Origin of the sequence: Desulfosporosinus nitroreducens, from assembly GCF_023897015.1 — a bacterium.
Taxonomy (GTDB): domain Bacteria; phylum Bacillota; class Desulfitobacteriia; order Desulfitobacteriales; family Desulfitobacteriaceae; genus Desulfosporosinus; species Desulfosporosinus nitroreducens.
In genome coordinates, this window is the sequence record NZ_JAMHFY010000002.1 from 31,400 (window position 1) to 53,412 (window position 22,013).

The 22,013-nt window shown below is 40.4% G+C and carries 21 protein-coding genes and 2 pseudogenes; 13 read left to right on the forward strand and 10 right to left on the reverse strand.

The features are described from left to right. The first annotated feature begins 2 nt into the window (after positions 1-2). On the forward strand, positions 3-1,133 hold the full coding sequence (gene tsoY / locus M8E35_RS02365; protein ID WP_376797699.1) for a selenoprotein TsoY: 1,131 nt from the start codon (positions 3-5) through the stop codon (positions 1,131-1,133). 5 nt (positions 1,134-1,138) lie between these two features. Further along, a complete protein-coding gene (locus M8E35_RS02370; RefSeq protein ID WP_252467139.1) occupies positions 1,139-1,360 on the forward strand; it encodes a hypothetical protein in 222 nt (73 codons plus the stop codon). 84 nt (positions 1,361-1,444) lie between these two features. Here M8E35_RS02370 and M8E35_RS02375 read toward each other — a convergent pair whose 3' ends face one another. The 3 genes from M8E35_RS02375 to M8E35_RS02385 form a co-directional block, all read right to left on the reverse strand. Then, positions 1,445-2,224, reverse strand: a complete 780-nt coding sequence (locus M8E35_RS02375; protein ID WP_252467140.1) for an ABC transporter permease — start codon at positions 2,222-2,224, stop codon at positions 1,445-1,447. Next, positions 2,221-2,865 (reverse strand): ABC transporter ATP-binding protein, encoded by a 645-nt coding sequence (locus M8E35_RS02380; protein ID WP_252467141.1) that lies wholly within the window; start codon positions 2,863-2,865, stop codon positions 2,221-2,223. Before M8E35_RS02380 ends, M8E35_RS02375 begins: the two co-directional genes overlap by 4 nt. Before the next feature lie 98 nt (positions 2,866-2,963). Continuing rightward, on the reverse strand, positions 2,964-3,515 hold the full coding sequence (locus M8E35_RS02385; protein ID WP_252467142.1) for a Chromate resistance protein ChrB: 552 nt from the start codon (positions 3,513-3,515) through the stop codon (positions 2,964-2,966). 361 nt (positions 3,516-3,876) lie between these two features. On the opposite strand from M8E35_RS02385, the gene M8E35_RS02390 reads away from it, so the two are divergent. From M8E35_RS02390 to M8E35_RS02435, 11 genes and pseudogenes are all read left to right on the forward strand, one after another. Continuing rightward, complete coding sequence (locus tag M8E35_RS02390) at positions 3,877-4,674, forward strand: HAMP domain-containing sensor histidine kinase (RefSeq protein WP_252467143.1); 798 nt, start codon at positions 3,877-3,879, stop codon at positions 4,672-4,674. A gap of 180 nt (positions 4,675-4,854) precedes the next feature. Continuing rightward, positions 4,855-5,085, forward strand: a pseudogene (locus M8E35_RS26385) (response regulator); the annotation flags it as partial. A gap of 75 nt (positions 5,086-5,160) precedes the next feature. Then, positions 5,161-5,397, forward strand: a complete 237-nt coding sequence (locus tag M8E35_RS26390; protein ID WP_289710659.1) for a helix-turn-helix transcriptional regulator — start codon at positions 5,161-5,163, stop codon at positions 5,395-5,397. Between the two features lie 190 nt (positions 5,398-5,587). Continuing rightward, entirely contained in the window at positions 5,588-5,764 is a 177-nt protein-coding gene (locus M8E35_RS02400) for a hypothetical protein (RefSeq protein ID WP_252467145.1), read from the forward strand. A 58-nt stretch (positions 5,765-5,822) separates the two neighbouring features. Next, positions 5,823-6,011 (forward strand): twin-arginine translocase TatA/TatE family subunit, encoded by a 189-nt coding sequence (gene tatA, locus M8E35_RS02405; protein ID WP_034596884.1) that lies wholly within the window; start codon positions 5,823-5,825, stop codon positions 6,009-6,011. Between the two features lie 152 nt (positions 6,012-6,163). After that, on the forward strand, positions 6,164-7,081 hold the full coding sequence (locus M8E35_RS02410; protein WP_252467146.1) for a substrate-binding domain-containing protein: 918 nt from the start codon (positions 6,164-6,166) through the stop codon (positions 7,079-7,081). A gap of 4 nt (positions 7,082-7,085) precedes the next feature. Continuing rightward, the gene (locus M8E35_RS02415; protein WP_252467147.1) at positions 7,086-8,531 is read left to right on the forward strand and encodes an ATP-binding protein; all 1,446 of its coding nucleotides are present in this window, start codon (positions 7,086-7,088) and stop codon (positions 8,529-8,531) included. After that, the gene (locus M8E35_RS02420; RefSeq protein ID WP_252467148.1) at positions 8,519-9,163 is read left to right on the forward strand and encodes a response regulator transcription factor; all 645 of its coding nucleotides are present in this window, start codon (positions 8,519-8,521) and stop codon (positions 9,161-9,163) included. Before M8E35_RS02415 ends, M8E35_RS02420 begins: the two co-directional genes overlap by 13 nt. Before the next feature lie 120 nt (positions 9,164-9,283). Beyond that, on the forward strand, positions 9,284-10,171 hold the full coding sequence (locus M8E35_RS02425) for a 4Fe-4S dicluster domain-containing protein (protein ID WP_034596890.1): 888 nt from the start codon (positions 9,284-9,286) through the stop codon (positions 10,169-10,171). An 80-nt stretch (positions 10,172-10,251) separates the two neighbouring features. Continuing rightward, positions 10,252-11,553: an NrfD/PsrC family molybdoenzyme membrane anchor subunit gene (nrfD, locus tag M8E35_RS02430; RefSeq protein ID WP_252467149.1), complete on the forward strand. Its 1,302-nt coding sequence runs from the start codon at positions 10,252-10,254 to the stop codon at positions 11,551-11,553. Beyond that, entirely contained in the window at positions 11,516-14,662 is a 3,147-nt protein-coding gene (locus M8E35_RS02435; RefSeq protein WP_252467150.1) for a molybdopterin dinucleotide binding domain-containing protein, read from the forward strand. Before nrfD ends, M8E35_RS02435 begins: the two co-directional genes overlap by 38 nt. Positions 14,663-15,667: 1,005 nt before the next feature. On the opposite strand, the gene M8E35_RS02440 is transcribed toward M8E35_RS02435, so the two are convergent. The 7 genes and pseudogenes from M8E35_RS02440 to M8E35_RS02470 form a co-directional block, all read right to left on the reverse strand. Continuing rightward, positions 15,668-15,871 (reverse strand): nucleic acid-binding protein, encoded by a 204-nt coding sequence (locus M8E35_RS02440; protein WP_252467151.1) that lies wholly within the window; start codon positions 15,869-15,871, stop codon positions 15,668-15,670. Positions 15,872-16,531: 660 nt separating this feature from the next. Further along, positions 16,532-17,431, reverse strand: coding sequence for an NAD-dependent epimerase/dehydratase family protein (locus M8E35_RS02445; RefSeq protein ID WP_252467152.1), 900 nt, complete (start codon positions 17,429-17,431; stop codon positions 16,532-16,534). Positions 17,432-17,893: 462 nt separating this feature from the next. After that, entirely contained in the window at positions 17,894-18,544 is a 651-nt protein-coding gene (locus M8E35_RS02450; RefSeq protein WP_252467154.1) for a C40 family peptidase, read from the reverse strand. A 456-nt stretch (positions 18,545-19,000) separates the two neighbouring features. Beyond that, complete coding sequence (locus tag M8E35_RS02455) at positions 19,001-19,408, reverse strand: DUF2000 domain-containing protein (RefSeq protein ID WP_252467156.1); 408 nt, start codon at positions 19,406-19,408, stop codon at positions 19,001-19,003. A gap of 306 nt (positions 19,409-19,714) precedes the next feature. Then, a pseudogene (locus M8E35_RS02460) lies at positions 19,715-19,882 on the reverse strand (PspA/IM30 family protein); the annotation flags it as partial. Between the two features lie 665 nt (positions 19,883-20,547). Continuing rightward, complete coding sequence (locus tag M8E35_RS02465; protein ID WP_252467157.1) at positions 20,548-20,796, reverse strand: hypothetical protein; 249 nt, start codon at positions 20,794-20,796, stop codon at positions 20,548-20,550. A 44-nt stretch (positions 20,797-20,840) separates the two neighbouring features. Further along, on the reverse strand, positions 20,841-21,863 hold the full coding sequence (locus tag M8E35_RS02470; protein WP_252467158.1) for a D-alanyl-D-alanine carboxypeptidase family protein: 1,023 nt from the start codon (positions 21,861-21,863) through the stop codon (positions 20,841-20,843). Positions 21,864-22,013: the final 150 nt, after the last annotated feature.

A 22,013-nucleotide genomic window follows, 5' to 3' on the forward strand; every position in this document is an offset into this window, starting at 1 on the left:
TTTTGAAGTTCTCGCCATTTAATTTCCAGGTGCCTTTAGGTGCCGGTGGTATCACACTCATGGCCTTCAGTTATCTGCAGTTTGCAGTGCCTCATGGAGAAGGATTAATTAAGCTATCAGATATCCCCTGGGCAAGTTTGACAACACTGCAAACCAGCTTGTATGTTCCTCTAATTGGGATTATGCTGATTTTTACCATTATCAACTTACTTTCAATTGTTGTTTTTTCAAAAGACCTTATTCAATGGCTTGCGACTAAGGAAGGCTACAAAGAGTTTCTGAGTGGCCCACATTCAAGAAATACAGGCATTTGTGTTCCCATCGCCTCCCTGTCTATGACTATGAATGTGATTTTAGCTCCCTTAGCATTTTTTATTCCGCAACTACATGCCAATATCCAAGGAATGATGCTGCCTGGCTTGATCATGTTTGGATTTCTGTTGTTGATTCTGCTCAAACTGGAATTTACATTGCTTAAAAGCTGGTTAAGCCAGCCGTTGGATGTCACAAAGTTGAATTTCGTCTGGCTGCTTGACGTTTTTGCCTTTGGGTTAGTCAATTTAACCGGGGCAGGAATAGCCTCCATGGCCGGTAACAGAGTGATTGCCTCCCTCGCAGCTGTTGCAACTCTGTTTGCTTTGAGTATGGGTTCTTTCTTACTTGTTATTAAACTTGTTTATTTGATTTACCAACAGCTAAAATCCGGCAATTTGCCGGATAATCAAATAAAACCCGCATTTTTTTTAGTCGTGCCCATTACTTGTTTGTATGCCATAAGTTATTACAAAATCATGCTCTACTTGCAGACCTGGTTTTCCTTTGACATTCAATTAGCATCCTTTTTCTTCGTCACATTTTCTTACCTCATAGCAATTGGTTGGGCTATATTTACAGTATATTTAATGACTGATTACTTCAAAACTTATTTTCGTAAAAGTGACTATTTCCCGACTCAGTGGGCTATGGTTTGAGCGTTAGTTGGCTCTCAAGTTTTGGGGGTTTACACATTCGGAAATTATTATCCGAGTTCTATACTTTCAATTGTGAATTATTTAAGTATCCTGTTAGCTTCAATGATTTATTTCATTGTATTGGCTAAGTTTTATCGAGCCAACAGAGTCAAGAGGGCGTGATAGTAATGGCTGCCGGTGAAATAACTCTGGTTTTGGGAGAAGAGGACAATATAGGTTTGCAACAAGTCCTAGGACAGTTAGAAGGGATTTTGTTTTATAAGCTAACGCATAGGGAAGCTTTTGTTCGGTATGATTCCCAAAAAATGTCCTATGATCAAATTTTAGAAACAGTCCTGCAAGCTAGTTACCAAATTAGTAGGTTTTATGTTACGGAGATGGACAGTTAGTAAAAGAAAAATCGAGCCAGCAGACTTTTGAGATAAAGTTCTGCTGGCTCTTGGTTAAGGGATATGAAAGATATTCAATTGTTTTCATATTTTAAGCTGTTGGTGTTCGTTGAAGAAGGTTTTATAACCTAATTGTACAAATAGAATGACTGTTAGGGTCACACTCCCGAGTATACCAAGCATAACCGCAATTTGATATTCTATCGCTGTAATGGGTGAAATGCCAGATAATATTTGACCGGTCATCATACCTGGTAAGAAGACAATTCCCATACCCACCATGGAATTGATGGTAGGCAGGATTGCCGAGTCAAAAGCATCATCAACGATTTCTTTCGCAGCCATTCTTGGCGTAGCCCCAAGCATTAAGGCGCCTTCCACTAAATATTTTTGTTTCTGCATTCCATCAACCAAGCGATTAATTCCTAGTGAGATACCTGTCATAGAATTACCTATAAGCATCCCGGCAACTGGGATGAAGTATTGCGGGTCATACCAAGGGGAGATATGGATTACTACAAGCAAAAAATACAGCAGGCAGGACACTGTACCAACAATCATGGAAAAGGCTATGATTTGCTTAAGTTTTGGTGAAATTGCTGTTTTCGTTCTCTTGATAATGTTGTAGACAGAAAAAATCTCCATGATCACTAAGATAAGGATAGTGTACAGTGGGGAAGGTGCGTTGAAAAGGTAGACCAAGATATACCCGGTAAGAATAAGCTGTATTGTCATTCTTACGGAGGCTATTAGAATTTCCTTTTCTCTGGGAATCCCCTTCAATTTGGTGATTAGCATTAATACTAACACAAAGACATAGGCTGCAATCATCTGCCATAATTGCAGGTCGATGACACTGTTCATACTTGATCCCCCGTATAGTTAACAACTTTACCTTGATTAATTTCGATGATGTTATCGGAATAATCTTTGGCGACTTTTTTAGAATGAGTAACCATGATCAACGTTTTATTAGTATCCTTTGTATAAGCAACTAACATTTCAACGATAATTCGCTCTGTTTCTTCATCCAGGGCAGAAGAAGGCTCATCTAGTAAAAATACTTCCGGGTCAAGTAAGATCACTCGAGCTAAAGCCAGCCGTTGTTTTTCACCGCCGGACAGTTTATCGCTGTCTTCGTAGAGTTCCTTGCTTAAACTTACCATTCTTAAGATTTGCCGAAGTTTTTCCTCATCAACCAAGGGCTTTTCGGCGAATTTCAACCCTATTAGAAGGTTATCCTTAACGGTTCCGGGGAAGATTACCGGTTGTTGGGAAAGCGTAACGATGGTCCGCCTCAACTCGACTGAGTTAATAGTGGACAAAGGGCGGTCATTGAAAGAGATTTCACCGCTGTCACAACTAATTAGATTATTTAAGAGCCGCAAAAGCGTAGATTTACCGCTGCCACTTTCTCCAACGATACACGTGACCTTATTACTGGGAACTTTAAGATGTTTTATATCTAAAATATTTTTAAATCGAACATTATTTAAGCTGAACAAAAAAATACCCCCCATTGCCGTACGACTTTCTCTTACTGTTTTCTCAATTCTTTGGATAATAAATGATTCGAGTTTCCCAACTCACTCCGTAAGAATAATTATAAATTTCTGTTCATAACGATGGTTTCATAAACCTTGTCGGAAAACTCTTCAAGCCCTTGTTGACATTCCTCTAAGGTTTCGTTTACCCTACCCGACATGGAAGCTTGAAAGAAATCCCTTTTCTTTACTTTTTCATACCAGTTTTTTAACTTATCGAGTTCTTCTTCAATTTCTTCCAGTTCTTCCGAAGTGAAATTGTGTTTTTCAGTTTCTTTTTTTATTTCTGCAAAAAATTTGCCGCATTGTTCCAAGATTTCTTTGTATTCAAGGTTTCTTGTATGCTTAAATTCTTCAATGATAACGTTCTCCTTTTCATTGTCAAAAAACGAAGAGATTAAAATGGTAGGATCTCCGTTTAATTCCTTAATCTTATCATTTAATTTCTTGAAACTTACCATGTTTTCCTTGGAGTAGGGAAGAATGACCCCACCGTCCTGCATGTAGAGTGCACCTAATTTTTTAATCTGTCGCCAGATATATACCCTGCTGGTACTTGAGTCCGACGGTGTTTTATAAAATAAAACAAGCCATTTATTGGTTAATTCCATTGTCTTACCTCTTTCCTTGTCCAAACTTGAGAAAGTATAGTTGTTGATAAGGTTGCAAATCAAAGTGAATGATTATTAGATTATTAACAAAACACCTATTTTATTTAGAATGTAACACTTGTTTCATATTAAGTCAACGAGCGAAATGCAAATCAGTATATCTTTTTTATCTATGGAAATTTTTCACTAATGGGATTCGTTATTATTGTGAAAAGTTCCAAACTTAAGTAGGCTTTGGTTTTATGAGTTGTAAACGCGCAGATGCCTTTGCTTATCCTCAATTTTATATGAAAAATGAGATCAGGAATTAGCATATATGGAGGAAAACTCGGTGGTAGAGAGGAGGACTGTGTGATGACAGTTGAACTCAAGAAAAAAGCCAATTGTACAATTAGTCAATTTCGCAGAAACTATCGGTCAAGGGAAATACGATGCTACACTCAAAATTAATCGCTGGGCAAACCGTGAAATTGTTACCTTATTGGGGAGTTTTAATGAGATGGCCGGTAACATTCTGGAGACATCCCAAAAGATGGAAGCTGCTCAGAAGGCCAGTAAGACATTATTACAGAAAATTATCCATGCCCAAGAGGAAGAACGGGCTAGGGTATCGAGAGAACTTCATGATGAAACGAATCAATGTTTAGCAGCTATCAATCTAGGGCTAGACCGAATGTACGAAGAAGAGGAAGTTGCTAAGAGTAAACAATTAAGTAAGGAATTGCAAAAGATTGTCATGCAGGCGAGTACTGATTTAAAACGCTTGGCCTGGGAGCTTCGACCAAGCGCCATTGATAAAGTAGGTCTAACCTTAGCGATTCAAAATTATGTCGATACCTTTACTAAAAACTATCATATTAACGTCAGCTGTACTTGTGAACTTGCCGATGACGATGTTTTAGATGGGGAAACGAGTATTGTAGTCTATCGGATCATTCAAGAAGCCTTGACCAATATTGTGAAACATGCTAAAGCAGATCAAGTTGAAATCATCCTCACGAAGGCTCCTGAACGGCTTATGGTCATCATTGAGGATAACGGTAAAGGTTTTGATGCGGCGAACGTGCTTGACCTTGAAAAAAGATCATCCGGTAAGCACACCACTTTGGGGCTTTATGGAATGATGGAAAGAGCTGAACTCATGGAGGGAATTTGGTGATCGAGTCAGAAGCCGGACTAGGCACGACCATCTATCTTACGGTTCCTTTATCTTGTGGAAGTTGAGGTGCCTCATGAAAATAAGAATGGTTATTGCAGATGATCACGAAATATTTCGCAAAGGGCTAGTGTCCTTGTTCAAGAGCCAGCAGAGCTTTGAGGTAATCGGGAGGCCGGTTACGGGGAGGAGGTCATGATAGGTCTTGAAAAAAACGAACCGGATGTCCTCCTGCTCGATATTAGTATGCCAAACGTTAATGGTCTGAAGGTCATTCCTCTGATAAGAAAGCAATTCCCGAAAGTAAAGATTATTCTCTTGACCAAGCATGACGAGACACCCTTTTTAAATAAAGCGCTGGCTCTCGGAGTCAACGGATATGTCTTAAAAACCACCGGGGAAGAAGAACTATTTAAAGCGATTAGAAGAGTACAAAACGGAGAAATTGCCGTCGACCCTTTTTTAGCAGGAGAACTTTTACGGCTCAACATGGCAGGACAACTAGCCAAGAAGAAAAATACAGAGAGTTCAGGAGCCAATTTGTCTGAGCGTGAAGTGGAAGTCTTGAAATTAGTCGCCAGGGGGTATACTGACAAGGAAATTTCTGAAATGCTGAACATTAGTGTCAAAACGGTGGAAAAGCATAAGCTAAAGATTAAAGATAAGACAGGTTCAAAAAGATTAGCCAGTTTAATTAAATTTGCTATGGAAAACGGCTATATGTGACAAGAATGGGAATCGGCTAACGCCAGGTTATGGGGTTATAGCTGACTCCCTTTTATTAACTCACAACATAGTTAGTTATGAGGGGTTTCCCTGTATGATAGGGGTTTTCTCTTATTTACAAACTTGAAGTTTAAGACAATAATGATCATACCATCTCCAATGCTGGCATTACGATGGCGAGATTCCTATCATGGGTCTTCCTGGATGTGTGATGTACAGCAAAGCTTCAGCCTTTGATATTATTCTCCCCCGAATTTTAGCTGGTGAGAGATTAGAGAAGCAAGATTTGCTTGAACTAGCACACGGTGGACTTTGTCTCCAATGTTCAGAGTGCAGATATCCGGTTTGCCCATTAGGGAAGGCCTAGAGAAGGAGCGTTTGATACAAGTATCTTCTTACGTTCAATATGAAAGGAAGCGATTAGTATGTTAACAACGTTTGGAATTCTCACACCAACGACTGCCGTGGTATTGCTAGTTGTTGCGGTCATTATCTTTGGACCCGGAAAATTACCGGATTTAGGTAAGTCCTTAGGTCGGGGAATTAAGGAGTTTAGATCAGCGACTACTGATTTAGAGAATGTTGAAAGTACCAAGGATTTAAAAAAAGGTTAGGATAATATGTTCAGATGAACCTCTGGACGTAGTCCAAAAACTGACATTTGATAGTATACCATAACTCAATTATAATAAAACAACATTGTGACCATAAAAATGACTCGCGAAAAAGTTGTTATAAATATATTATTATCGTTGAGGTGAATTAGATGAGCAGTACAATTCGATGGATCTTAACTCTATTCACTATTATCGGTATTGCTTTATCATTAATCGGCTGTAGTAAAACTGAGCCAGTTAAATATGTGACGCTTTCTAATTTAGAGCCAGTGTCGTCTCCGGAACAAGGGTCCAAAGATACTCTCCGTGTGGCTTTGGCTGTTGGTTTATCCCCCACGCAGAGTATAGCCAAGTACCAGACTCTTACCACTTACCTGTCCGAGAAATTAAACCGACCCGTTGAATTGATTCAGAAGAAAACCTATAAAGAAGTCGATGACTTGATCGAAGAAGGAAACGTAGATATTGCTTTTGTCTGCTCATCATCTTATGTAATTGGTCATGAGAAATTCGGCGAGCGTCTGATAGCTGTACCGATTACGAATGGATCACCGTATTATCAATCGGTGATCATCGCAAATGCTAATACAGATATACGGAATTGGTCACAACTACAAGGCCGCAGCTTTGCTTTTGTCGATCCTCAGTCCACATCAGGAGCCTTATATGCCATGAGTCAAGTGAAAGAACGCGGTGGTCTGAATTATTTCAAAAGTTATATCTACACCTATGGTCACAGCAATTCCATCGCGGCGGTTCGCGATCGTCTGGTAGACGCAGCAGCAGTGGATAATTATACGTTGACCTCTGCTTTAGCAAGTTCACCACAGTTGACTAATACGATCCGAATTATTGATAATTCACCTGAATATGCCAATAATCCTGTTGTGGCGAGCCCCAGACTGGATGAACAAACTTATTTAGCCGTTCAGGCTGCTCTAATTAATATGGATCAGGATTCTTCAGGGCAGGATGCCTTGAAAATGGCTGGATATGAGCGGTTTGATTTGTTGGAAGATAACTTTTATGGTTCAGTAAGGCACCTGCTTGAGCTGATTAAGGAGTGAGGCTATGAGCTTAGTCCTGCAAAAAGCGTTAAGCCGTTTGTTAGGCGTTACATTGAGATCTAAAATTATGGGGCTTGTCATAAGCCTGCTCCTGATTTTAGCAGCGGCTGCCATATTCCAAACCGAACGCAGTATCAATCCTTTCTTGAATCAGCAGTTGGACATTCAGGGGATTTCAACAGGCAAGTATATTGCTGATCGCAGCCCGGAATATATTTATCGCTGGGATTTATTTAAACTTTATGCCTTGGTGCGTGATGCTCGAAACAGCAATGAAAACATTCGCTATATTTTTATTGTCGACCCCGAAGATAAGGTGCTAGTGAATACATTTGGGAATGCTTTACCGAGTGGGTTGTTAAAAGCCAACCAAGTCGGAGCTAGTGAAATGGATCATGTCAGTGTGATCGACACTGAAGAAGGGTTAATTCGCGATATCGCTCTACCCATATCCGGTGGAAAGTTAGGAACCGTTCGCATTGGAATGTCCGTGAAGGGAATAACTAAAGCCAGATCCAATCTATTAACGGGCATAATTATTGTGACGTTTTCTGTATTACTGGTGGGTATCTATTTTGCTTACCTGCTCTCGCATATTCTGGCAAAGCCCTATCGGAGAATGATGGAAGCCACCAAAATCATTGCAGAGGGTGATTTGAGCTATCGCTTGCCCGAGTCGGGCATTCAGGACGAAGGCGGGCAGCTAACTCAAGCTTTTAATGGGATGATTGAAACTATGGAAATTTCAGATCACAAGATCAAAGAGCTCAGCATCATGCGCCGAGGTTTGGCACAGAAGGTTATGGGTTTACAAGAAGAGGAACGAATTCACTTGGCGCGGGAACTGCACGATGAGACGAGCCAGTCGTTAGCTTCTCTTCGTCTCGGTTTAAAATATGCGGAAGAAGCACACAATCTTGAAGAGGTTAAAAATCGATTAACAGAGGTTAGGAAGTTCCTGGATGAGACATTTAGTGGGATACGCCGACTTGTGACTGAACTTCGACCCTGTGTTCTTGAAGAAGGAGAACTTGGTCAGGCAATCAAACGATATGCTCAAGAATACGAAAATCGGTTTGGAATTGAAGTGGACATCACAATAGCCGACATTCCCAACGGGCTCTCTAAGGAGGTGGCTAGCTCTCTTTACCGGATTGTTCAGGAGGTTCTCACGAATGTAGCCCGTCACGCCAAAGCTAGTCAAGTAAGTATTGTGCTAATGTTAAATTCTCATTTGGGAGATATTAATCTTACGATAGAGGATAATGGAATTGGTTTTAATGTGCCGGAAGTGATGGCAAATAGAGTGGAAAACCGGAAATTTGGTCTATTTGGGATTCAGGAGAGGGTAATGGCTTTTGGCGGAACGTCACAGATTGAGTCCTCTCCAGGTCAAGGAACGACGATTTACGTTAAAGTTCCGGGGAGTGCGAATGTATGGAGAAAATAACGGTAATGCTCGTTGATGATCATCAGGTCATGAGGAAAGGATTACGTTTGGTGCTGGAGGACAAGGGAGACATTGAGGTGATCGCTGAAGCATCCACCGGCGAAGAGGCGATTGATTTAATAGATCGGATTTCAATGGATGTAGTAATCATGGATCTTAGTTTACCAGGACTAAATGGGATCGAAGCTATTAAGAAGATCAAAGCGCTTAAGCCCGAGCAGCGTGTCCTTGCGCTCACAATGCATGAGGATTCTGTATTTTTAGAGAAGGTGCTGTCTGCTGGAGGGAACGGTTTTGTGCTGAAACGCGTGGCAGATGTAGAACTTATAACAGCCATTAAAGCTGTTAATCGAGGAGAAGTGTATGTTGATACCAGCTTTCAACGCTATCTTATAACTCGGGCTATGAAGCCCGAAGGACAAGGGAAAAGCCGAGGATCTGTTGATCTAACTCCAAGGGAAAAAGAAATTTTGCAGCATGTTGCTTTGGGATATTCAAATCAAGAAATTGCGGAAAAACTGATCATTAGTGTTAAAACAGTTGAAAATCACAAGACCAGAATTAAAGATAAATTAGAAATAACCAGCCGATCGAAGCTGGTGCGTTATGCCATGGAACAAGGCTTGATATAGGGGAAATCCCCTATATCAAGCCTTAAAATTTGAAGAGAACTCTTCATGCGTCAAAAGTTTGTGAAGAATATAATTAAAATATGATTGTCATAATTAGCAGAAATATAGGAGGGACACGGCATGTCCGAAATTACCAAGGAGGAAGGAACCCAGAAAGTATCACGGCGTCAAATTATTTCCGATCTCGCTAAAGCGACATTTGGGCTAGCAGCGGGAGTTGCTGTCGTATCAGCAACCAAAGTTCAAGCAGAACCTTCTGGTGCACCGCAGGAGCAACTGCCTCAGTCGCTTTCCAAGCAAATCCCTCAGGATCAGATGGTTTTACGGATGCAACGGGAACTTTATACAGCAATGCAAAAGCCAGTTGACCAAAGACAGTGGGCTATGGTTATTGATCAGCGCAAGTGTGTCGGTTGCTCATCATGTACCGTAGGGTGCAAGGCGGAAAACAAATTGCCCCCGGGAGTCATTTATCGACCGGTAATAGAGGAAGAGTACGGAACATTTCCCAATGTTGCTCGCCGCTTTTTGCCGCGTCCCTGTATGCACTGTACTAATTCTCCATGTACCAAGGTTTGCCCTGTAGGAGCTACCTACAAACGGGAGGATGGAATTGTCAGTATTGATTACGATAAATGTATTGGTTGTCGTTACTGTATTTCAGCTTGTCCTTATGGAGCTAGAACCTTTGACTGGGGAGATTACTATACCGAGGGAACTCCTGAGCTCCAAAAATATGAATTGGAACCAGCTTTTGAGTACGGGGAAAAAAGAGCACGAACAAAAAACGAATCTCCCATTAATAACACTAGAAAGTGCCACTTTTGCTTACATCGTTTAAATGCAGGAATGCTTCCAATGTGTGTTACCACCTGTATCGGGCGTGCTACGTATTTCGGAGATAAAAGTAACCCGGAAAGTTTGGTGTCCGAACTGATCGGAAGTTCACGTGTGCTGCGGCTTAAGGAAGAGCTTGGTACAGAGCCAAACGTTTATTACTTGCTTTAGAGGAAAGGGGACACACCTCCTTATTAAGAACAATTATATGTCGCTCGGAGGAATGTCCCCAATAAAGAAGGAGGGTTAACATGCTGAAGCGTTTTTACTATAGTTTGCTGCTCCTATTGACAGGAGTAGGTTTCTGGGCTTTAGGTGTCCGTTTCATGGACGGAATGAATGTCACGAATTTAACGAGCTATTTTAGTTGGGGATTATGGGTCGTCTTCTATATTTTCTTTATTGGATTGTCTGCCGGTTCGTTTCTGTTATCGACGATGATTTATGTGTTTAAGATGCATGCCTTGGAAAAGGTCGGGCGTATCTCCCTCTTAAGCGCTCTAATTTCTCTGGTCGCCGGACTTATGTTTGTTCTTATCGATCTGGGTCACCCGGAGAGGTTTTGGCATACTTTGGTTTATCGTAATATGAGTTCTGTCTTAGAATGGGAAATTCACTTTTACCTGCTTTATATCTTACTTGTTCTAGGTGAACTGTGGTTGGTAATGCGGGATGATCTCTCAGCCATGTCTCTGAATCAAATAGGGATTCGCAGAATCCTTGGGAAAGTCCTTTCCTTAGGATATAGAACCTCGCCAACGTCAGAAGGACGAACCCAACAAATCCATACTGCCGAGCGTTGGGTGAGAATCTTAGGAATGATAGGAATTCCTATGGCCATAGGTGTTCATGGGGGTACAGGTTCGATTTTCGCAGTACAGATTGCGAAGCCCTTTTGGAACAATAGTATCGTACCGATCATTTTTATCGTCTCGGCTTTGGTTTCCGGATCTGCTCTTGTGACGTTTCTCTATGCCTTCTTTGGCAAGAAAGACTCGGATAAACCCAACGTTCTTGCGTCCTTGACGAACCTACTCATTCTCTTCATTGGGGTCGACCTTATTTTGGTTTTAGCGGAATTCCTTGTTGGACTATATAGCGGGATTCCGGAAGATATGCATTCTCTGAAAGCTGTGGTCACCGGACAATACGGACTCATTTTCTGGCTCGGTCAAATCGGTATGGCTGCTATCTTGCCGATCCTCTTGATTCGTTTATCTCGTATAAATGGTTCAGAGGTTATGAAGGGATTGGCCGGTCTGTCTACCGTGATTGGAATTATTGCTGTGCGCATCAATCTCGTCCTCCCGGCCTACGTTTCACCCCAAATTCCTGGTTTAGAAAATGCCTATGTGGATTCTCGCCTTGTTTATGATTACTTCCCGAGTTCCATTGAAATACTAAGCACACTCGGAATCATTGCCTTTGTGGTATTACTGTTTAGCATTGCCTGGGAATTGCTCCCAATTGTTAGCAACAATGATCCCAAAACTTCTGGAAGGAGGACTGAAAATTATGGAATCGACACCAAAGGGACAACTCACACGGCGTGATTTTTTGAAGAGTACCGCATTTCTTGGAGGAACGGGACTTTTAGCGACTCAAGCGGGAATTTTCGGCAAGATCGGTAAAGCCAATGCTGCAACCGAGACAAACGGTGACGCTTATGAATTAGCAAAACCTGAAAATGTTCTTTATACGTGCTGTTTGCAGTGTACAGTTGCCTGTTCGATCAAAACGAAAGTATATGATGGGGTGTTGTCTAAGATTGACGGAAATCCCTATAGCCCAGCCAACATGGTTCCGAACCTCCCCTATAACTTGCCTCTGGAAGATGCCGTTAGAGTGGATGGAAAACTTTGCCCTAAAGGACAAGCTGGGATTCAGCACGTCTACGATCCGTATCGCTTGCGCAAAGTGCTTAAGCGAGCAGGTGCCCGGGGATCAGGAAAATGGAACGTGATTCCTTTTGAACAGGCCGTCGATGAAATCGTTAATGGCGGGCAATTGTTTAATGAGATTGGGGAAGATCGTCAGGTTCCCGGACTCAAGGATATTGCAGTTTTACGGGATGCCAAATTAGCTAAAGATATGGCTGCCGACATTGCCGACCTACGGAAAAAGAAAATTACAGTGGCACAATTCCAGGAGAAGTACAAAGATCACTTAGATGTGCTCATTGATCCGAACCATCCTGATTTAGGGCCTAAGAATAATCAGTTTCTCTTCCAAGTGGGCCGTATTCATAATGGCCGTATCGAATTTACGAAACGTTTTGTTAATAATGCTCTGGGTAGTGTGAACTGGATTGAAAAAACCTCACTTTGTGGACAGACCAGTAATAAAGCCTGGGTTCGCTCGACAATGGATTACAAGGAAGGAAAGTGGACCGGTGGGGTCAAAGCACCTCGTCCGGACTGGGCTAACATCGAGTTTACGCTGGTGCTCGGTACGATAGTTTTTGAAGCGAACTACGGCCCTGTACAGGAAAGTGAACCGATTACGGAAGGTTTGGCCAGCGGCCGCTTGAAACTCGCGGTAGCCGATCCGCGCTTGACCAAGGTTGCCAGCAAAGCTTGGAAATGGTTGCCTTTGAAACCTGGAACTGATGCAGCCTTAGGCCTGGCGATGATTCGTTGGATTTTAGAGAATAGTCGCTATGATCAAAAGTATTTAGAAAACGCGAACTCTGCTGCCGCAAAAGCAGACGGTGAACCTTCTTGGAGTGATGCCAGTTATCTGGTCAAGGTGAAGGATGGTCGACCAGGTAAATACCTGCGTGCGGATGAAGTGGGGCTTGGGAATAAGGAGCAGTTCGTTGTGTACCGCAGTGGGAATTTTGTTGCGGTCGATCCTAATGATACAGAAAAGCCTGTTGAAGGGGATATTCTTGTTGATACCGTGTTTAAGGAGATCCAGCTCAAAACCTCGTTACAACTCGTGAGAGAAGAGGCCTTTAAACAAACCTTAGATCAGTATGCGGAAATAACGGGACTCAAGGTTCAAGATATCATCGATGTGGCCCGGGAGTTTACCTCCCATGGCAAAAAAGCAGCGGTTGAATTTTATCGCGGATCAGTCAAGCATACCAATGGCTGGTATAACGCCCAAGCCCTGATTGCCTTAAATTATCTTATTGGCAACCCGGATTGGAAGGGCGGCCTTGTTAAACCGGCGGGCGGATGGGATTATATCGGTTCTAAACCAAATAAGCCCTATGACATGGGCAAATTACATCCTGGCAAATTAAGCGCTTTTGGTGTGCCGATTACCAAGGAGACTTGGCAGTATGAAGAGTCCACCCTCTTTTCCGGCTATCCGGCTAAGAGACCTTGGTATCCTTTCAGTGGAAATGTAGCTCAGGAAACCTGGCCTTCCATCGCGGATGGTTACCCCTATCCCATTAAAGCCGTTCTCCTTTCCAGTCATACGCCTATGTATTCCGTTCCCGGTGGTACGCACCAGTTAAGGACTTTGCTCGATCCCCAAAAAGTTCCGCTTCTGATTGCCTGCGACATTGTAATTGGAGAAACCAGTATGTATGCTGACTATATTTTCCCGGATATAACCTATCTGGAGCGCTGGTCTGTCGGTCAAGGTCCACACCATGTTCGCGTCAAGTCGACGGCGGTACGCCAACCCGTTATTCCGGCTTTAACTGAGACTGTAGAATTTGACGGGGAACAGTTGCCCATGTCCTTAGAAACGTTAATGATGGCAATTTCTAAGAAACTGAATCTTTCCGGCTTCGGTTCCAATGCTTTTGGCTCTGGAGTACCCCTGAAACGTCCTGAAGATTTTTATCTTAAACTGATGGCCAATGTAGCTTACGGGGATAAAGAAGGTGATGTAGTTCCTGAGGCTAATGACCAAGAACTCAATTTGTTTACGGAAAGCCGCAGACATCTGTCTCCTGCCGTATTTAATGAACAAGCTTGGCAAAAAGCTGTAAAACCAGAAGACTGGCGAAAGGTTGTTACCGTCTTAAACCGGGGTGGACGTTTTGAAAGTATCGATAAGGCCTATGTAGGGTCACAACAACGCTATATTTTAGGCGGTATAAAACGTTTCTATATCGAAGAAGTAGCGACCAGCCGTCATTCGATGAACGGAAACTATTTCTCAGGCTATGGGATCTATCAGGAAATTCAAGATTCCATGGGTAAAAAGATTGAAGTGGAGGGAGACCTTAAGCTCATCACGCATAAAGAGGTCTTTGTCACTCAATCCAGAACCATTAGCAACTATTGGTCTGAACTCAGTTTACAACCTGAAAACTATGTTCAGATCAGTCGCCAAGATGCTCAGAGACTTGGCCTTAAAAACGGAGACATGGTACGAGTTAAATCACAGAGCAACCCGGAAGGGGTACAAGATTTAGGCAATGGTCAACAACGATTTGTTGAAGGAAAAGTCAAAACAATGGAAGGAATTCGCCCGGGAGTCGTTGCTGTTTCTACGGGGTATGGGCACTGGGCTTTTGGATCAAGTGATGTGGTAGTCGACGGCGTGGTCATCAAAGGTGATTCAAGACGAGCTACAGGGATTCACGTCAATCCAATCTTCCGCCTGGATGACAATCTGCGCGGTACACCATTAAGTGAACCTATTGGAGGAAGTGCATCATTCTACGATACGTGGGTAACGCTGCAAAAAGTATAAGGTGATAGATTTACAAAAGCTGATCTGGTCTTGACTAGGTCAGCTTTTGTCTATTTGTTTAAGGGTTCCTCTCTGAATTAGTGGGTACCAGAAGCTTACAACAAGGACATAGCAGATAGCAAAAGTGACAGTCAATAAGACGGATGCGATAGAGGATTGGGAAGATGAAAATAAGTCGACATAGTATGTATTTTTGGCAAGAGTGGGGGAAGGGTAAAGAATATAAACCGTGTATAAATCTATTTGCTAAATTAGCAAAGCAAATGCAAAAGAAGCAAGTGTAAAATAGACACTTAATTTAAAGAAGGGAAACAAAATGAAACATTGTTCAAATGACTCAAGTAAAACAGTCGTGTGTGAACTTATTCGAATACTAATTATAGAAAACTATATTCATCAACTATACACTAAATAGGCATTTAGCGCATAGTTAAAACGACAATAGAACTAACTCTCAGTAATACGGTAAAATCATCTTGTGAACAAGTTTAAACATAATCGGTTAAATTAGTTATTATGTTAATGTTTAGATGAGTTTGGTAAGTACAATGTGGCCATGCGTATATACTAACCCTATAAGTGTGGATTTCATGTATTAGATGGGTTTATACTGAACTAGACTCCACAAAGCATTACAGTGTATTCTAGAGGACGTTTTGTAAATGAAAGTCTTCAGCGGTTTAACATCAGGGAATTAGCAAACGAATTACAGAAAAACGTGCAACCTGATTTCTGGCTTTGTAATAAACATACCTGACTGTGTTACAGTCTACAATAATCCGAAGAACAGGAACTCTCGACAAAAATAGCCCAATCAGTTGATCTGGTTAACTATCAATAGATTGGGCTATTTTAATGAGTACTCCCATTGGTAATTTACACGCTACTTTACATAATATCTATTATAGGACCCAATATAATAATTGAATCAATTTTATTCTGACCGTATTTTTCATTCTTGCTTGTTTAGTTTATAAGTAACTTAAATTACATCCCTTTAAGTTACTATTTGTTTTCAGAAATTTCATCTATGTTTTCCACATACAAAGAGATTTCACCACACTTAGGACAGATTGCAACTTTGGGTTTTTCTATCCTATTTGCAAAGATACCAGTACCTTTAGCGATTTTAATACCGTACGCCGCTCCTTCAACTTTGATATCAAAACCCTCAAGCATTTCACATTGACACTGGCGACAAATCCTCATTCTTATCCCTCCCATCTAATATTATCTTGATATTCTTTGTTTCGTCTTATCTATAGATAATGGGCCGCTGGTATTTATAAACAACATTGCGAACTATTTTTTATATCGGTTGCTGTGATATGCTGATAGTTTGATCAACATCCCCCATTCCCTCTATCCTGTCGTACTGTCCAGGTACATCGTCTGTTTTGTTAAGAAACCTCGCCAATGCCGGATACTCCCATTTCCTCGGCAAGTGCCAAAATCTCGCCTTTCATCCAATTGGCATTGTGTCCCAACAGTTGACCTTGACTACAGTATAACTCGTTGAAGCATAAAAAAATGGCTCCCTAAAGGAAGGGAACCACAAAAATTTTTTATAGCTATCGAACCATTTGGCTGTGATGATAGCTGAGATGTCTCAAGTCGCTTTCCGCGTGCTTCACCTCAAACGGCTTATGAAGCACCTCTCCAAAAAGATGTCTGACAAAAGCTATATAAACCCCAATTTGATAAACTTTTGAAATCGGAAAAAATACCGGTTGAATCGATGGTTTGACTGTGGTAGATGCTAAAGTGCTTGATCCGAACTGGATGTCCTTAGTCTTTTATCATGTTAATTGGCTTAATATTAAATAAACCCTTACTTATGACTCAGTATGGGTTAGGATTCTATATTAGTTATATATTTGTCAAAGCAAGCTGATCCTTGGGCAATGCTTTTAATGTACCATCTGTATTTAGCACATTGCGCCATGTATACTGTGGTTCATAACCAAGAATCTTACGAGCCTTATCTATCGCCATTAAGGTTTCATAGCCTTGTATAACTCTCTTTAACAATACATTTGGGAAAAACCTATTTACTAGATCCTGGCTAAGATCTGGCATAATCGTATCTGGAGCAGTGATATGAAAGACTTGATTTCCCAAATTACTAGTCTCTACAGCAAGAAGACAAGCTTTTGCAGCATCACGAACATCGCAGTAAGCCCATGCATTTTTCTTTTCAACATCCTTTTGCTGATCATTCCAGTGCATTACAGGAATTTTTATATATTCATCAGGCTCATATATATTTGCAAAACGAAGTGCAACTATCTGTGTGTTAGTAAGATTATAATACATTCCTGAGAGGTATTCAGTTAATAGCTTTGCCATAGCGTATGACGACTTTACTACATTCGGATGCTCTTCGTCTAACGGAAGGTAATTAAGTTGTTCCGGTACAAAAGGATATCCTAAAACAGTTTCACTTGATGCCCATACAAGCTTAGGAATTTTAAGGTCTTTACAAGCTTCAAGGATATTAAAATTAACCAGCATATTATTTTCAAATATAGCCTGTGATGTATTCCTAACATCCGTAGGGATATTTGCAAGATGTACTACTGCATTACTTCCCATCAAAAGCTGGCATACCTGACCATAATCACGCAATTCAGCTTGAATAAAGTTTTTAGATGCAGATTCCTCTGTCAATATTCTATCTGAAGCTATAACCTCATGACCAGCACCTAAGATTACCCTTACAGACCATCTCCCGATTTTACCAGCTGCCCCTGTCACCACTACTTTCATCAGATCTTCCTCTTTTCTCCGCATTTTCCATATTAGGATATCCCTTTTAGGACCTTTTATGCTATCCCATCAGAGGCGCGTCTAAAGTAGTAAAACTTATAATAAGCATTTAGAGAAGAAAAAAATGAACTCGCCTGATTAAAGTAACTTCATAATTTCTTTGATAATGGCTACATCAGAGAGATGAGAAAGGCTACTTGGAACTCTTTGAAACGAACCATTATAAAACCTCAATTCATAAACTAATTCAAGAGTTTTTGCTATAACGAGGTTTTCTTTTCCGCTACGTTAAATTAGGGTATCGTAGAAAAGTTATTTACATCACCTCGGAATAACCCTAGATATCTTTGACCTCATGAGAGCGCTCAATAAATGACTAAAAGTGTTTTTAGAGCATCTTCTTAAAAAATCAAAACCAGTGTAGTTAACTTTACCTACACTGGCTATTTTTCTTGCTTAGCTCTAATAGCTTTCTACCTTTTGCAATATGGTTGCGTTTCCTAGATCTCCGGGTGAAGGAAAGAGAATGTCTGGACACAGGTTCACTCCGGCCTTACGATAGGCTTCAGCCCAGAGCGTTGAACAAAGAATGTTGTTACCCGCCTTATAAGCCCATTTCCAATGAAGCAAATATCTGGAAGCTTCCCAGAGTACAAGTTTATAATCATACTTCGTTCCTATTTTATTAACAATATGCTCAACAATTTTTCTTCGTTGTTCATCCGTTAAATCCTTACAGGTAAATATATCTGCATGTCCAGTGTACGACCTCAGTTTCTGGAATCCGGTTCTCTTAAACGGGAGAATATCAACCGCTTCATCAAGATTTACTACACCTGCAACATGAGTATACGGGCTTCCAGTAATTATTCGGATTATCTTGTCAATCCAAGTGTTGCCCCGAACTAAAAGAATGTCTCCAGGCTGAACCTTGGCAGATATAACACATGAGCCATCATCTAAAATAGTCTCTGTTGAACTTGGTATTGGACCAAGAATACTTTTGTCTTCATAAGAATACCCAAACCGAAAAGGACAATGGGACAGAGTCCAAACCCGTAGTAACACAAGACCTATAGGAAATAAGAAAGTTTTCTTTATAATTCTTAACACCTAATTTCCTCCTGCACTCACTTAGCATTATTGTTGTTCAAGGTAATCTTCTAAAGACTTAGTATCTTCACAAGAACAACAATTTATGAGTTTGACATATCATATAATGCGTTAATCAGATGCTAAGAGAGGCATTAAGAACGATGTCTAGAATGTCAATTATGTTTGTCCTAAAGTTATTGTAGATAACTACTTACTTCAAATGCCCTACAATAACGAAAGCGACCTTCTAGGTCGCTTTTACGGCTTATTAACCCTAATATGTATGGTTATTTGTTTCCACCACTTTGGTCATGTCCGACCCCCATTACCATATTCAAGTATAACGCTATATTCACAGTCAACCTTACCCTAGCAATATACGAAGAAAATTCATATATGTGTAATGAAGACCACTGTTGAATTGGACCCTCAAATAAAACCAGGGAACTACTCCCCCATTTACCTCATATTAATTTATTTTAGCGTAGAAATATTTCCTGTAACTTTATTAACCGCTCCCTTTGCTCCATAAATACAAATACCTAGATAGGATAAGCCGTCCGCGTCTTCGTTTTCCATTTTATTAACGTAATCATCATAGCTTTTGCTTTGTTGAGCAAGGGTTGAAAAATCAATTACTATTAGCTCACTGTTGCTTTCTGCCTTAAGATTATTGTATATTTTCTTTATTTGCTCCCTTGTAGCAGATAGGATAGGCATATTAATATTTGTTATCCCTAAATGAATATTCTCATTGTTGTCTTTTACTGGGGGCCCAATTAATCCCGCAATATTACTTCCTAAGCTAAGCCCTAAAGCTGCTGATGTATTGGCAATAAGGCCAAGTGGCAATTCATTATCAACAATAATTACTGTTTTCATTTAAGCAACCTCCCTTTTATATGCAATAAAACCGCCCTTTTCAACCCATGCATAAAATTGAAGAGGATAACCTTTTGCAAAGAAAAGATTATCCTCTTATTATAAATATAATTTAATGATTTCTATTGTAAAAAATTGCGTTTTAATTAATTAAGATGATTCTATATAGAAAAATATTTAAGCTTAGTCAACTATCCCTACTCGAGAAAGTTATAAAGCGGATCATAAATTCCTTCCCAGTGATCCATACCCGTAGTTATATCCACAACCGTTACCATCAACAAATAACAAATCATTGTACTGCGACTTACAGGCTACAGCCAACTGTCTCGCCACAGCGCCCTCAGCATCTGCGATATCCTCCTCCATATCACGCAGGTATTGGTCCAGCATCTTTTCCGGGTCCTCTGCCTTATCCAGCAGCGAGTTAAGATTTGCTCTGATGTTGTCACTAACCCTCTTAAATAAACCCATAAAACTTCTCTCCTTTACGTATAGACTTAGAAATTCTACTATATACCTCTCCTTCTTATTAGTTAGTTCCTAACCCATCAAACTACTTCGGTTATTCATATCCAAAGGGCAATCTGGAATCATAGCTGAATAGAGGTCATTTAGGCAATAAACTTAGACCAAAGATCAAAAGTAAGGATAATCCAATAAATATCAATTCATCCCTATACTTATTAAAACTACTTCTGTTAAACATAATATTCGCCTCCTGTTTTTTGAGAATAATAGACTAGCTCTAAGGGGCTGTGCACCTCATTTCCCAATATTAGGAATGGATATTGAGCTATATTCAGTTTCCATGTGAAAAAAGAGATTACGACCCTATTTATATAGAGGGTTTGAGTTAGTCAAAAGGTTACAGAATTTCCTTACTTTATAAATATTTTTTTTTGATATCACAAAATGATTTAATCGATTGTGGTATTTTTATTTTAATTGTTTTCGTAATTCAATTTATCTTTAATACATATATAAGCAACCGAAGCCAGTTTTCCCCAAATGAAATCTGGCTTCGGTTGCTTATATATCCCTCAAGGAGTATGGCCTGATGAAAAGAGTTTTTCCGTTGAAAAGCCATAATCCTATAAATTGTACTCACTATTTAATGACGCTACTAAAAAGTATGCCTACAAAGGAAGTAAACTTGATTTCACTTTATATTTACTATGCTTATTATGGCGCTTAGCAGTTTCTGGAGCTTCGGTGTTTAATAAAACATCATCTATCTCTATCTCTGCGTAATCTCCCTCAGGAACATTAATACACTGGCAACAATTATCACATTGTTTCGTTGGATCAAGATCACAAAGATCGCACTCCCCGCATTCAGTGCAAACACGATCTTCCAATAAACAGGGCTCTCCTAGGCTATTCAATTTCCAAACCTCCAATTAATCCATTATTAATGATAGTAATAATACTAAAATATTCCCGGACTCAAGATAAGCGATCTTGGGTCATCTGCCAGACCTTGCAGGGCAGCTTTTGAGCGCTGTTCAGCCCAAGCTTCATCAAGTAATTTGATAGTATCTCTATAACGCTCCTTGCTCCCTAACAGGACAAGTAACAAATCCCCGTCGGGTCTTGAGACATAAGAAACAAGACATTGTCCAGCTGCAGTCGTTGTCCCTGTTTTCAGACCCTGGTCTCCCGGATATATCTCTAGAAGACGATTAGTATTCTGCACATAAGACTCACGAGATACCCCTTGTGCGTCTTTCCATTGAACATGGGCATTTGTTTGTTTAACGTATTCTTTGAGTGTATCATTATTAACAAATTCTCTTGAGATTTTGCTAAGGTCATTGGCGCTAGTATATTGGTTGGGATCCGGCAATCCATGAGGGTTGGTAAAGTGTGTGTTTTGACATCCCAGACTAGCTGCATATTCGTTCATTTGCTGAGCAAAAGCTGGAATTGAACCACCTGCTTTGACTGCTAAAGCTGCTGCCGCATCATTTGAACTGTTGACATATAAGGCAGTTAAAAGATCATGAACTGATATTTGATCACCCGGTCTCAGCCCAAGTCGTGAACCTTCAACATTCACTTCTGTACCGACTTTCACGATATCCGTCCCTTTTAAGTTCTTGACTGCAACAAGACCAGTAATAAGTTTTAATGTACTTGCTGGGGCGCGTTGTACATCAGCATTATGGGATCTTAAAATCTTATTGGTATGTGGATCAATAAGAACGTAGCTTTCATCATCTGTTGATAGTTCAGCAGATGATGAACCAGCCTTAATTGAATCAGAAGGTTGGGTCTCATCGATTATTGATGTTATTAGAGAATTAGCGAGGGAATTGGCACCAGCAGGACTTAAATAACGAAATCCAATAATCGACATCACAATGACAGTGATAAGCAAGGTCATTTTTATCACTTTTCTGGACTTTCTTTTAGACTTTGATTTTGAAATACGATATTCCGGATGTTTCAAAAAATTAACCCCTCTTTTGAAAAGACATGTTTTCTATTTTCTAAATTCCATTGTTCTCTATGTTTTTTAGACTTTTATACAAACAACGCTATTATAACTAATTTAAAGCATCGAGGCAAGTTTCACACTAGAGTATTGTTATGAAATGAG

What these genes read in the sequence shown, in the direction of transcription:
- M8E35_RS02370 (WP_252467139.1), top strand. Translation starts at nt 1,139, where the DNA reads ATGGCTGCCGGTGAAATAACTCTGGTTTTGGGAGAAGAGGACAATATA.
- M8E35_RS02375 (WP_252467140.1), bottom strand. Translation starts at nt 2,224, where the DNA reads ATGAACAGTGTCATCGACCTGCAATTATGGCAGATGATTGCAGCCTAT.
- M8E35_RS02385 (WP_252467142.1), bottom strand. Translation starts at nt 3,515, where the DNA reads ATGGAATTAACCAATAAATGGCTTGTTTTATTTTATAAAACACCGTCG.
- M8E35_RS26390 (WP_289710659.1), top strand. Translation starts at nt 5,161, where the DNA reads ATGGCAGGACAACTAGCCAAGAAGAAAAATACAGAGAGTTCAGGAGCC.
- M8E35_RS02400 (WP_252467145.1), top strand. Translation starts at nt 5,588, where the DNA reads ATGGGTCTTCCTGGATGTGTGATGTACAGCAAAGCTTCAGCCTTTGAT.
- tatA (WP_034596884.1), top strand. Translation starts at nt 5,823, where the DNA reads ATGTTAACAACGTTTGGAATTCTCACACCAACGACTGCCGTGGTATTG.
- M8E35_RS02410 (WP_252467146.1), top strand. Translation starts at nt 6,164, where the DNA reads ATGAGCAGTACAATTCGATGGATCTTAACTCTATTCACTATTATCGGT.
- M8E35_RS02415 (WP_252467147.1), top strand. Translation starts at nt 7,086, where the DNA reads ATGAGCTTAGTCCTGCAAAAAGCGTTAAGCCGTTTGTTAGGCGTTACA.
- M8E35_RS02420 (WP_252467148.1), top strand. Translation starts at nt 8,519, where the DNA reads ATGGAGAAAATAACGGTAATGCTCGTTGATGATCATCAGGTCATGAGG.
- M8E35_RS02425 (WP_034596890.1), top strand. Translation starts at nt 9,284, where the DNA reads ATGTCCGAAATTACCAAGGAGGAAGGAACCCAGAAAGTATCACGGCGT.
- nrfD (WP_252467149.1), top strand. Translation starts at nt 10,252, where the DNA reads ATGCTGAAGCGTTTTTACTATAGTTTGCTGCTCCTATTGACAGGAGTA.
- M8E35_RS02435 (WP_252467150.1), top strand. Translation starts at nt 11,516, where the DNA reads ATGGAATCGACACCAAAGGGACAACTCACACGGCGTGATTTTTTGAAG.
- M8E35_RS02440 (WP_252467151.1), bottom strand. Translation starts at nt 15,871, where the DNA reads ATGAGGATTTGTCGCCAGTGTCAATGTGAAATGCTTGAGGGTTTTGAT.
- M8E35_RS02445 (WP_252467152.1), bottom strand. Translation starts at nt 17,431, where the DNA reads ATGAAAGTAGTGGTGACAGGGGCAGCTGGTAAAATCGGGAGATGGTCT.
- M8E35_RS02455 (WP_252467156.1), bottom strand. Translation starts at nt 19,408, where the DNA reads ATGAAAACAGTAATTATTGTTGATAATGAATTGCCACTTGGCCTTATT.